Origin of the sequence: Paraburkholderia sp. (assembly GCF_035656215.1) — a bacterium.
Taxonomy (GTDB): Bacteria; Pseudomonadota; Gammaproteobacteria; order Burkholderiales; family Burkholderiaceae; genus Paraburkholderia.
The window spans coordinates 1-11,865 of record NZ_DASRSY010000267.1 but is presented as its reverse complement, the minus strand read 5'-3'; the positions used below and the strand labels follow the sequence as shown (position 1 = coordinate 11,865).

Below are 11,865 nucleotides of genomic sequence, written 5' to 3'. Positions count from 1 at the left end.
AACGCCAACGCCAACGCCAACGCCAACGCCAACGCCAACGCCAACGCCAACGCCAACGCCAACGCCAACGCCAACGCCAACGCCAACGCCGTCCAAGTCCAAGTCCAAGTCCAAGTCCACGCCCTTGCGCGTTGACGCCTGAGCCATTTCACGCGGCAGAGCTCCCATCACCAATCCTCCTTCACCGCGCGCACCGCATCCACCGACACCGCGCCGCGTCCCGCAATCACCGCCGTCGAACATGACGAGGCCAGCATCACCAACGCCACCGTGCCGAGCACGGTCCACGGAACGTGCAGCGACATGCTCCAATGAAACGACTGCGGATTGACGACAAACACCAGAATCAGACTGATTGCGAATCCGAGAACGAAGCCCATCGCGATACCGCAAGCAGTGAGCATCCCGCCTTCGAGCGCGAGAATCGAAAGAACCTGTGAGCGAGTTACGCCCACGTGCCGCAGCATGCCGAACTCCCGGGCTCGTGCGAGTGTTTGCGCAGAGAACGTCGCGGCGACGCCGAACAGACCGATTACGATCGCGACACCCTCGAGCAGATAAGTAACCGCAAAACTCCGGTCGAAGATAATCAGCGTATGCGCTCGAATTTCACCCGGCAGCGAGAGATCCAGCGATGCCCCGTAGGGCAGCGCACGCAGTCCGGCAATCACGCGGTCGACGCTCGTCCCAGGCTGAACAGTAACAGCCACATCCGTCGCACTTGTGTCGGCGGTTAAACGCCGATAATCCGAAAGCCGTATCTGGATCGCACCGGTCTGGCGCACGTAATCACGCCATATGCCGGCCACAACGAACACGTGACCGCGCTCGCCGAGCGGCAATTGCACACGTTGACCAAGCTTATAGCCATACAGATCGACCATTGCTTCGGATACCCAAACAGGTGTCTCGCCCGCATGCAACGCGGAAGGAGGCAGCACCGCGCCGGTCATCTGCAGATTCGCACCTGGATCGGCAGCGTCGATTTCACGCGCGAGCACGGCAACGTCCGGCCGTGCAGGATCGAGCGTGAGATGCGAAGTGCGGGCAAACGCGGCGGTCTTGATGCCGAGCACGGCGCCCACCAGAGTCTGTTCGTCGGGGCGCAAGCCGCCGGTGTCGCCATTCGGTGCGACGCGAACGTACAGATCGGCCGAGAGCAGGTGGCCCAACCAGTCTTCGACGGAAACGCGGAAGCTGGCCACCATGATCGCCATCGCGACGATCAACGCGAAGCTCGACAGCACACCGCCCATCGCGATCGATGCATGGCCCGGGGCATTCGCAAGGCGCGCTAACGCCAACGTGCTCGCCGCGCCGGCGCGACGTCGCGCGCCGAGCGCACGGCTCGCTGCACCAAAGATCGAAGCGGTCACGCGCGGCATCAGCGCAATCCCGCCGACCAGCAACAACGCAACGGCCAGATAGCCGCCGATAGGCGCATCGAACAATGGAGGCACCTGCGTGAGCACGGCGGCAACCAGCAGGCATGCCAAAGCGGGCCACGGCGTAGCGAGTCGCGCCAACGCGCCTTCTTCGGCGCCGGCTTTGAGCGCCACTGCGGGCCGCGCACGCGCCGCCTCCAGTGCGGGAGCAAGACTGCCTAATACCGATACAGCGATGCCGAGCGTCAGAAATAGAGCGGTCGCCAACGGCTCGAAACCGACGTGCGGCTGCACGCCAGGAAAGTAGCCACCGCCCAGGTCGCTGCCGAAAAAACGCAACGCGCCGCTCGCCATCGCATAGCCGAGCGCGAGCCCGGACAGCGAACCGAGCAGGCCGAGCAGCGCGCCTTCCATCAGGATCTGCCGCAACAGTTGGCCACGCGTCAGTCCAAGCACGCGCAGCATCGCGAACTGCGCCCGGCGTCGCACGACACCCAGCGCCTGCGTCGAAAACACGAGGAAGGCGCCAGTGAAAAGCGCTACCAGCGCGAGCACATTCATATTGATCCGGTAGGCGCGCGACAGACGATCGGTCCGGCTTTCGGCGTCGCGCGTCTCGGAGATCACCCACTGCGTGCCAAGCCGCGCTTGCAGGTCATGCTTGAAGCGTTCACGATCGATGCCGCGTTCGAGTTGCACGTCGATGCGTGACAGCTTGCCCACCTTGCCGAACTTCCACTGAGCTGCAGCGATGTCCATGACCGCGAGCCGCTGACCCGGCCGTGTCCTCAAGAGACCGCCTGCTACGCGCAAGTGCAAGATCGACGTGCCGCTTCGCAGCGCTACGTCATCGCCGATTTTCACCTTCAACCATTGCTGCGCGGCCGACGACAGAAACACCGTATCGGCCGCGAGCGTATCGAACGGCCGCTCTGGTGATGGCACACCGATCAGATCAGGCGCAATGCGGCTTGCCTTGAAGACATCGATGCCGAGCACGGGCAGCGCGGCGTTCTGATCCGGCACGGTGACATCGAGAGCGAGTACGGGACTCGCCAGCGCTACACCGGGCTCGTTCGACAAACGCGGATAGATGGACTCGTCGAATAAAGGTTGTGCGCCACGTACCTGCAGATCGGCCTGGCCCGACAGGCTGCGCGCCGCCGCCGAGAATTCATTGAAGGCCGCGCTGTTGATCAATTGAACGGCGTAACCCAGTGCCACGCCGAGCGCGATCGTTGCGATCGCAACCAGTGCGCGTCCGCGATGGCTGCGCCACTCCGCGCTCAACAGCCAACGCGCGAGCATGCGATGACCGCGCATTCGCTGCAGCGGGCGTAGGTCAGCGTGCATCATCGGGCGAACGCGCAATGGATCCGGAGTCGGCGTGCGAGTCGGAAAAGGCCTTGCGTCCGGATGACGCGTGCAAGCCGCCTTCGCTCAGAATCAGAATGCGGTCCGCCACGGCCGCGGCTGCTTCCGAGTGCGTGACCATGATGGTGGCCGCGCCGGTTGCCTTGCTTTGCGTGCGGAACAAGCCGAGCACGTCGTGTGCGGTATCGGGATCGAGGTTGCCAGTGGGTTCGTCGGCGAGAATCAGTTTCGGACGATGCACAAGCGCCCGCGCAATGGCGACGCGCTGCAACTCGCCACCCGACAACTGCCGCGGAAAATCATCGCCACGGCCGCTCAAACCGACGGCCGCGAGCATATCCAGCGCGCCGGCCGTGGGTAGATCGTTTAGCAGCAGCGGCAGAGCGACATTCTGCGCAAGAGTCAGATGCGGCAGCACGTGAAACGCCTGGAACACGAAGCCCAGTTTTTGCCGGCGCAAGCGCGTTGCTGCGTTGTCATCCAGACGCGAGACCGCGCTGCCGTCGATGATCACGTCGCCGCTATCCGCGCTGTCGAGCCCCGCAATGAGATTCAGCAACGTCGATTTGCCCACGCCGGAGTCACCCATGATCGCGACGAATTCACCCGGCGCGAGTGTGAAATCGAGGTGCGCCAGCACGAGGCGGCCAGCGCCGTAGGTCTTGCCAAGCTCGCGGCATTCGAGCGCGGGAACGACACCTTCATCACGAAGCACCATGCGGTATCCGATAAGTCTGGCCGGTGAGGGCGGCGTTTAACCGTGAAAAAAACTACCGTGCTGCGCACGAGCGTCGGCCCTTGAACCGCCGAAGTATATTCGGGTTTTGTAAGGCTCGCAGGCGCATGCGGCCATCGCCTGATCCTCATCTGAAAGCAGGCGGCTGAGTGGATCGAGGTGGGCTTTTCGGGCGTGCGCCGACGCTTCTTTAGAGTGTCGGATCAAAAAAATTTTCTGCGCGCGGACGCGCTAAATTTTTGCCGACCCCTCGAAACCGGCCTTGATGGCGCGTCATGCACCAGCATGATTTATTCCAATTCAATCGTTGCGTGGAAGCGCTCGCGCAAGAGTGCCTAAGTATCGGCCAACTGCTTTCTTCTCCATGCAAAAAGCATGGTGAAAATCCCTCAATGTCGAATTTGTGCGTTTGCACATTTTTCGGCGTTTCGCAAGGGCAGGCGTGTCAACAATACATTGCCAAAGGCGTTGCAGCATTGTTGCGCTGCAAAAGTATTCTTATCTTGGTAATCTCCCACCCTTGGTCATTCGACTGCGGGTAAACGTGGAGCGGGCAGCACTGCTTCGGCGTCAATTTCAGCGAAATCCAGCCTACATATCCATTTCAATGCTTTCATTTTTGAAGGCGTTGATGCGGCGTTTTGTATTTCAAGTTTTCAACAGAACACATGCCATTGCCTCCGCTTCTTAGCCTACTCATCTGGATCCCTATTGTCGCCGGCCTGGTGGTTTTGCGTGCCGGATCTGACGCGGCACGTAGTCGCACGCGATGGCTCGCGCTGATCGGCGCGGTGGCGGGTTTCCTGCCGGTGATCCCGCTGGTGTCGAATTTCCGTAACGACGTGACGTCGATGCAGTTCGTCGAGAACGTCCGCTGGTCGCCTACGTTCGATATTGCATGGCATGTGGGGGTGGATGGGATTTCGCTGTGGCTCGTCGCGCTGACCACGATCATCATCGTGGTCGCCTCGTGGGAGTCGATCACCGAGCGCACCGCGCAGTACTTCGGCGCATTCCTGATGCTGTCGGGTTTCATGCAGGGCGTGTTCACGTCGATGGACGGCATGTTGTTCTTCATCTCGTTTGAAGCGACGCTGATTCCGCTTTACTTGCTGATCGGCACGTGGGGCAATTCGAATCGGTCGTATGCTGCGGTGAAGTTCTTCTTCGTCTCGTTCCTCGGCTCGCTGATGATGCTGATGTCGATGCTGTACCTGTACAGCCAGACGCACAGCTTCGATCTCGCGCTGTGGCGTGAAACGCACCTCGGCACCTGGCCGCAGGCTTTGATCTTCCTCGGCTTCCTTGCTGCGTTTGGTGTGAAGGTGCCGATGTGGCCGTTGCATACGTGGCTGCCGGACGTTCACCTCGACGGCCCGACCGGCGCCGCCGTGATGATCGGGATGCTTAAGCTGGGCGGCTACGGCCTGCTGCGTTTCGCGCTGCCGATCGCACCGCAGGCCAGCCATTTCTTCGCGCCGATGATGATCACGTTGTCGCTAATCGCGGTGATCTATTCCGGCCTGCTGGCACTTGTGCAGACGGACATGCGCCGCTTGCTCGCGTATTCGACGATCGCGCACATGGGTCTCGTGACGCTCGGTCTGTTCGTCTTCAACCGTATCGGCCAGGCCGGCGCGATCGTGCAGATGCTGTCGTACGGTGTGGTTTCCGGCGCGATGCTGCTGTGCACGGGCATGCTCTACGACCGCACGAAGACTGCTTCGATCGCCGAATACGGCGGCGTTGCCAACACCATGCCGCGCTTCGCCACGTTCGTGATGCTGTTCTCGATGGCTAATATCGGCCTGCCGGGCACCTCGGGTTTTGTCGGTGAATTCATGGTGCTGATGGGTGCGATCCGCTTCAATTTCTGGATCGGCGCAATCGCGGCATCCACGCTGGTCTTGAGCGCGGCCTACACGCTGTGGATGTACAAGCGCGTGATTTTCGGCGCGATCGCCAATGCACGCGTCGCGAAACTGCAGGACCTCGGCAAGCGCGAGTTCGTATTGCTCGGCGCGATGGCTTTGCTGGTGCTGGCCATTGGCATCAATCCGAAGCCTTTCACCGATGCGATCGACCCCTCGGTCGGTACGCTGCTGGCCCAGTCGGAACGAACCGCACATCCTTCTGACTCCGCACCGGCTGACGGTGGCGAGCACCTGCAGGCGGCGGCGCCCGCTGTCGTCGCGGCGCGCACGCCGGGCTGACCGGAACGAAGCCCAGCGCAGGTGCAGCATTATTCGCATGGATGCCGCTCTTTCTGACGCAGTTTTTCCGCATCCATACACGTCCATTTCCAAGTATCCGACGCAGCGTAACCATTCAGGTCATGCTGCGTTTTAGTACTTGTATAACGAGACTTTTGTAATTCGGTGACGCTGCTAATACTTTGCAATAGAGCATTGCAAACCCAAGCGTGCGCAGAGACGTGCGGCAACGTGTCACACGGTGTTGCGACGCAATAGATTGTTGCTGAATCGGGTGTTTATATCCGCTTGACGTCCCCCTATTATGCGATCGCTTACTAAGGGAGAGCGGTCGAATGACGTTCGTTGAAGTCGTAAATGAAGGGCAATGGATATGAAAGGAAAGACTCTGCGAGGGTCGATAAGTTTCCTTTCCGTCGGCCTCGCGTTGTTGCTCTCGGGTTGCAACAACCTCGATGTTTTGAATCCGAAGGGAAGTGTGGGTCTGGCCGAACGTGATCTGATTGCCACGTCGACTCTGGCCATGCTGATCGTGGTCATTCCGGTTATTGCGCTGACGTTGCTGTTCGCGTGGCGTTATCGCGCTTCGAACAAGAGCGCGGAATACCGTCCGGGCTGGGTGCATTCCACCGGCATCGAAATCGCCATCTGGACGATTCCGACGCTGATCATTCTTTTCCTCGCCGTGTTGACGTGGAAGAGCACACACGAGCTCGATCCGTATAAGCCGCTCGAGTCGCAGGTGAAGCCGATCAACGTCGAAGTCGTCGCACTCGACTGGAAGTGGCTCTTCATCTATCCCGACCTCGGCATCGCCTCGGTGAACCAGTTGGCGTTCCCGGTCGGCACGCCGGTAAACTTCGTCATCACGTCCGACACGGTGATGAACTCCTTCTTCATTCCGCAACTCGGCGGCCAGATTTACGCGATGGCAGGTATGCAAACGCGTCTGCATCTGATCGCCGACGAAGCCGGCAACTACGCAGGCACCGCGGCGAATTTCAGCGGCAAGGGTTTCTCGGACATGAAGTTCCGCGCACTCGCTACGTCGCCTGACGAGTTCAATGCGTGGGTCGCCAAGGTACGCGGCTCGTCCGACCGTCTCGACATGGACCGCTATCACACGATGTCGGCGCCTACCGAGAAGGAGCCGGTGCGCTACTTCTCGTCGGTCGATCCGAAGCTCTTTCACAACATCATTGCCCGATACAACAACGGTAACGTCCTCGACAACATGAAAGACGCTAACTGTGCGCCAAAGGGTAAGGGGTAACGCATGTTCGGAAAACTTACGCTCGATGCGATTCCGTATCACGAGCCAATCATCGTGGGCGCGGGCATCTTCATGGCGCTCGTCGGGCTGGCCGTGCTCGGCACGGTCACGTATTTCGGCAAATGGCGCTACCTGTGGACGGAGTGGCTGACTTCCGTCGACCACAAGAAGCTCGGCATCATGTACATCATCGTGGCGATGATCATGCTGCTGCGCGGCTTCTCCGACGCGATCATGATGCGTCTGCAACAGGCGCTCGGCTACATGAGCCCTGGCTATCTGCCGCCGCATCACTACGATCAGGTGTTCACGGCGCACGGCGTCATCATGATTTTCTTCATGGCGATGGCGTTCATGATCGGCCTGATGAACCTGATCGTGCCGCTGCAGATCGGCGCACGCGACGTTGCGTTCCCGTTCATCAACTCGTTGAGCTTCTGGATGACCGCGGTCAGCGCGATTCTGATCAACGTGTCGCTGGTGATCGGTGAGTTCGCGCAAACGGGTTGGCTGGCGTATCCGCCGCTGTCGGAGTTGCAGTTCAGTCCGGGTGTCGGGGTCGACTATTACCTGTGGAGTTTGCAGCTCTCCGGTATCGGCACCTTGCTCACCGGCGTGAACTTCTTTGCGACCATCGTGAAGATGCGCGCCCCGGGCATGACCTGGATGAAGATGCCGGTGTTCACGTGGACTGCGCTCTGCACCAACGTGCTGATCATGGCGTCGTTCCCGATCCTGACCGTGACGCTCGCGTTGCTCGGTCTGGACCGCTACCTCGGCATGCACTTCTTCACGAACGACGGCGGCGGCAACGCCATGCTGTACCTGAACCTGATCTGGGCATGGGGTCACCCGGAGGTGTACATCCTGATCCTGCCGGCGTTCGGTATTTTCTCGGAAGTCGTGGCGACCTTCGCCAAGAAACCGCTGTTCGGCTACAAGACGATGGTGTGGGCGACCTGCGCGATCATGGTCCTGTCGTTCCTCGTGTGGCTGCACCACTTCTTCACGATGGGTTCGGGCGCTGACGTCAATGCGTTCTTCGGTATCGCGACGATGGTGATTGCCATTCCGACCGGCGTGAAGGTGTTCAACTGGCTGTTCACGATTTACAAGGGCCGTCTGGAATTCACCACGCCCGTGCTGTGGACGATCGGCTTCATGGTCACGTTCACGATCGGCGGTATGACCGGCGTGATGATGGCGATCCCGGGCGCGGACTTCGTGCTGCACAACAGCCTGTTCCTGATCGCTCACTTCCACAACGTGATCATCGGTGGCGTGCTGTTCGGTTATCTGGCCGGTTTTAACTACTGGTTCCCGAAGGCATTCGGTTTCAAGCTGAACGAAAAGCTCGGTAAGGCTGCGTTCTGGTTCTGGCTGGTCGGTTTCTATGTCGCGTTAATGCCGCTGTACGTGCTTGGTTTCATGGGCATGACGCGCCGTCTGAATCATTACGACAATCCGGCATGGCATCCGTGGCTGATCCTCGCTGCGTTCGGCGCAGGGCTGATCGCTATCGGCATTGCTTGCCAGTTGGCGCAACTGTACGTCAGTATCCGCGACCGCAATCTGCCGGAAAACCGCGATGTTTCGGGCGATCCGTGGAACGGTCACACGCTGGAATGGGCAATGAGCTCGCCGCCGCCGGTGTACAACTTCGCGATCATCCCGACGGTGCGCAAGCTGGACGCGTTCACCGATATGAAGTCGCGTAAAGCGCAGCAAACTGAGCCGTCCTATCGCGACATTCATATGCCGTCGAATACGCCTGCGGGTCTGCTGGTTGGGTTGTTCTCGCTGGCGCTCGGCTTTGCCGGTGTATGGCACATCTGGTGGCTTGCGATCGCCGGCCTGGTCGGTGCAGTCGGCACGGTCATCGTCTACAGCTTCATGGACAACGACGGCTACTACATCCCGGCGGACACAGTCGCGCTGATTGAAGAGAAACGCGCTGGTGCGGGTGCCCAGGTCGCGTTGGAGGTGGACTGATGTTACAGAAGACTATTGCGGTTCAACCGCATCTCGCGCCGGACCATGTGCCGTCGCAATCGGTATTCGGTTTCTGGCTGTACCTGATGACCGACTGCATTATCTTTGCCGCGCTGTTCGCCGTGTTCGCGGTGATGGGCCATCAGTTCGCGGGTGGTCCGACCGGTAAGGATCTGTTCGAGATTCCGGGCGTCGCGCTTGAAACGTCGATGCTGCTGCTGAGCAGTATCACGTACGGTTTCGCGATGCTGGGCGCTCATAAGAACAGGAAGGGCGTGCTGCTCTTCTGGCTCGGCGTGACCTTCCTGCTGGGTCTCGCGTTTCTCGTGCTGGAAATGCGTGAGTTCTCGCACCTGATCGCCGAGGGCGCAGGCCCGAGCCGCAGCGCGTTCCTGTCGTCGTTCTTTACGCTGGTCGGCACGCACGGTTTGCACGTGACGTGCGGTTTGATCTGGATGGTCGTGCTCGCGATTCAGGTGATGCGTCATCGCGATCTGACCGAACGCGACATGATTCGCCTGACGTGCCTGAGCCTTTTCTGGCACTTTCTGGACGTCGTGTGGATCGGCGTCTTCACCTTTGTCTATCTTGCGAGCGTGATCTAAATGGACCATAGCCATCACTCACACCTGGCGCACTCGGACGAAGGACACGGAGGTGAAAGTCACGGCAGCATCGGCAGCTATACGATTGGTTTCATTCTCTCCGTCGTGTTGACCGCCGCAGCGTTCGGCCTCGTGCTGAATGGCACGTTGACCGGCGAGAACGCATTGCTCGCGATCGCGGGCCTCGCGCTCGTCCAGATCGTCGTGCACCTGGTTTTCTTCCTGCACATGAATACGTCGTCGGCACAGCGCTGGAACGTCATGGCGTTCGGCTTTACGGTGCTTACGGCCGTGATTCTGATCGTCGGGTCGTTGTGGATCATGCATAACGTCAGCATGCACATGATGTCGCGATAAGCGGAAAAGTAGTCGCTTGAGAGAAGCCCCGCAAGGTGAAAGTCTTGCGGGGCTTTTACGTTTTCTGGCGGTGCGGCTACGCGTGAGGCGTGAGCCTTTGCCGGAAACGCCATGAAGCAGGGCGGATTCCGTTGCGGGTCCAGCGGATTGCTTTGAGCAATGGCCGCATCCGGTTGCCACGCACCTGTTCGAGCGGTCGTGCAGCTTGTGGTGCGAGCTGTTCGACTACGGCTTCCGGCGTAGTGAAAAGACGCGTGCGCCAGTCCCAGTAGAGGGGGTAGCGCAGCAGCACGCCCGCGCACAACATGTCCAGCGTCAGCGTGCGATGGCGCCATGGCAATGGCGCGAGTGCGTCATGTGTCAATCCCCAGTCTGCATAAAAAGGCAGCCCGTAGGTGAAGACCGCTTTGCCGCGCAACAACGCGTCGAAGCCGGCGAGCGACGACAAGGTGTGCACCTCGTCCGTCACGTCGACGAGCGACTGGATAACGTCGTTATCGTCGAGACCGCCGATGCTGTGCTCGTGGCGCATCGCGACCAGGCGCAGGACGTCAAAAAGATCGTTGCACAGTTGAATGCGATGGGACGTCACGAGTCGGTCACGCACCGTCGCGTGGTGCGGCCGTGGGGATCGTATGAAGGCATCGACAGCGGCGACCGGTTCCAGGTCAAGCGCATTGTCGTCAGCCCTGGCGCGCAACTGAGCTTGCAGATGCACCATCATCGTGCGGAGCATTGGATTGTCGTCAAGGGCACCGCGCTCGTTACCAACGGCGATAAAGAGATCATCCTGACCGAAAATCAATCGACGTACATTCCGCTTGGCGTGACGCATCGATTGCTGAATCCGGGCAAGATTCCGCTCGAGTTGATCGAAGTGCAGTCCGGCGCCTATCTCGGCGAAGACGACATCGTACGCTTCGAAGATACCTATGGGCGTGTAGCGAAGGCTTAACCGCAGTCGCGATTGCTCGTAATGCACACGGCGGCGAGATCGTCGCCGTGTGCCGATCGCCCTTCGTTGAGACGCTCAGCAGAGGCCCGATGCGCGAACCTGATGGCGATCCGAGATACGACACGCATCATGCCGTCTTCGAGATTGACCCGCGTCGAAACACGCGTTAGCATCGTTTCCATGACCGCTTCTATCCATTCCCGTTCGCATTCTTTGCGCGCATGCTGTTGCAGCCTGCCAAGGGGAGCTTGCGTCTAGCGAGTCGATCTGTACACGTCCATATCCCTGAGGCCACCCGTCACACGACCGGTGGCCTTTTTGTTTTGGTTTTTCCGTTTTCGTTTTTTACGTTCCGCTTCACGTTCACCGACGCGTTCGACACCACAGAGGAATTCACATGCCGCTCGCCCTGTACGACACATGGTCGCGCACCTTACGCGCCTTCACGCCGATTCAAGCGGACCACGTGGGGCTGTATTGCTGCGGCCCTACCGTGTACGACCACGCGCATATTGGCAACCTTCGAACCTACGTGTTTGAAGACGTGCTGCGACGCGTGCTGGCGTTGAACGGCTACGCCGTGCGACACGTCGTCAATATCACCGACGTGGGTCATCTGGTCTCCGACGCGGACGAAGGTGAAGACAAAATGGAGAAGGGCAGCCGGCGCACGGGCGAGTCGGCTTGGGCGATCGCGGAACGCTATACGGCCGATTTCATGAACGACTGGCGCGCGCTGAACCTGCTGGAACCCACCGTGTGGTGCCGCGCGACCGGTCACATCGCCGAACAGATCGACTTCATTGCCGAACTCGAGCGCAGCGGCTACACATACCGCACGGCCGACGGCATCTACTTCGACACGAGCAAACAGGGCGATTACGGCTTTCTCGCGCGGCTCGATATAGCGGGCCTGCAGGCCGGAAAGCGTATTGCACTGGGCGAGAAACAGCGCGCGACGGATTTCGCGCTGTG

At 60.0% G+C, this 11,865-nt stretch carries 8 protein-coding genes and 3 pseudogenes; 7 read left to right on the top strand and 4 right to left on the bottom strand.

Features of this window, described 5'->3' with window-relative positions; translation table 11 throughout:
• Positions 1–167: 167 nt before the first annotated feature.
• Positions 168–2,741 (bottom strand): FtsX-like permease family protein, encoded by a 2,574-nt coding sequence (locus VFE81_RS14990; RefSeq protein ID WP_414695597.1) that lies wholly within the window; start codon positions 2,739–2,741, stop codon positions 168–170.
• A complete protein-coding gene (locus tag VFE81_RS14985; protein ID WP_325045342.1) occupies positions 2,728–3,477 on the bottom strand; it encodes an ABC transporter ATP-binding protein in 750 nt (249 codons plus the stop codon). Before VFE81_RS14985 ends, VFE81_RS14990 begins: the two co-directional genes overlap by 14 nt.
• A gap of 686 nt (positions 3,478–4,163) precedes the next feature.
• Here VFE81_RS14985 and VFE81_RS14980 point away from each other — a divergent pair.
• From VFE81_RS14980 to cyoD, 5 genes are all read left to right on the top strand, one after another.
• The gene (locus VFE81_RS14980; protein WP_325045341.1) at positions 4,164–5,708 is read left to right on the top strand and encodes an NADH-quinone oxidoreductase subunit M; all 1,545 of its coding nucleotides are present in this window, start codon (positions 4,164–4,166) and stop codon (positions 5,706–5,708) included.
• 373 nt (positions 5,709–6,081) lie between these two features.
• Positions 6,082–6,981, top strand: a complete 900-nt coding sequence (gene cyoA, locus VFE81_RS14975) for a ubiquinol oxidase subunit II (RefSeq protein ID WP_325045340.1) — start codon at positions 6,082–6,084, stop codon at positions 6,979–6,981.
• A 3-nt stretch (positions 6,982–6,984) separates the two neighbouring features.
• Entirely contained in the window at positions 6,985–8,973 is a 1,989-nt protein-coding gene (gene cyoB, locus VFE81_RS14970) for a cytochrome o ubiquinol oxidase subunit I (RefSeq protein ID WP_325045339.1), read from the top strand.
• Complete coding sequence (cyoC, locus tag VFE81_RS14965; RefSeq protein ID WP_325045338.1) at positions 8,973–9,578, top strand: cytochrome o ubiquinol oxidase subunit III; 606 nt, start codon at positions 8,973–8,975, stop codon at positions 9,576–9,578. Before cyoB ends, cyoC begins: the two co-directional genes overlap by 1 nt.
• A complete protein-coding gene (cyoD, locus tag VFE81_RS14960) occupies positions 9,579–9,935 on the top strand; it encodes a cytochrome o ubiquinol oxidase subunit IV (protein WP_325045337.1) in 357 nt (118 codons plus the stop codon).
• A gap of 76 nt (positions 9,936–10,011) precedes the next feature.
• On the opposite strand, the pseudogene VFE81_RS14955 reads toward cyoD, so the two are convergent.
• Positions 10,012–10,419, bottom strand: a pseudogene (locus VFE81_RS14955) (capsular biosynthesis protein); the annotation flags it as partial.
• Between VFE81_RS14955 and VFE81_RS14950 the strand changes: the two are divergent.
• Positions 10,417–10,890, top strand: a pseudogene (locus VFE81_RS14950) (cupin domain-containing protein); the annotation flags it as partial. The pseudogenes VFE81_RS14955 and VFE81_RS14950 overlap by 3 nt on opposite strands.
• Here the strand turns inward: VFE81_RS14950 and VFE81_RS14945 are convergent.
• Positions 10,887–11,072, bottom strand: coding sequence for a hypothetical protein (locus VFE81_RS14945; protein ID WP_325045336.1), 186 nt, complete (start codon positions 11,070–11,072; stop codon positions 10,887–10,889). The pseudogene VFE81_RS14950 and the gene VFE81_RS14945 sit on opposite strands and share 4 nt — an antisense overlap.
• Positions 11,073–11,287: 215 nt before the next feature.
• On the opposite strand from VFE81_RS14945, the pseudogene VFE81_RS14940 reads away from it, so the two are divergent.
• Positions 11,288–11,865, top strand: a pseudogene (locus VFE81_RS14940) (cysteine--tRNA ligase); the annotation flags it as partial.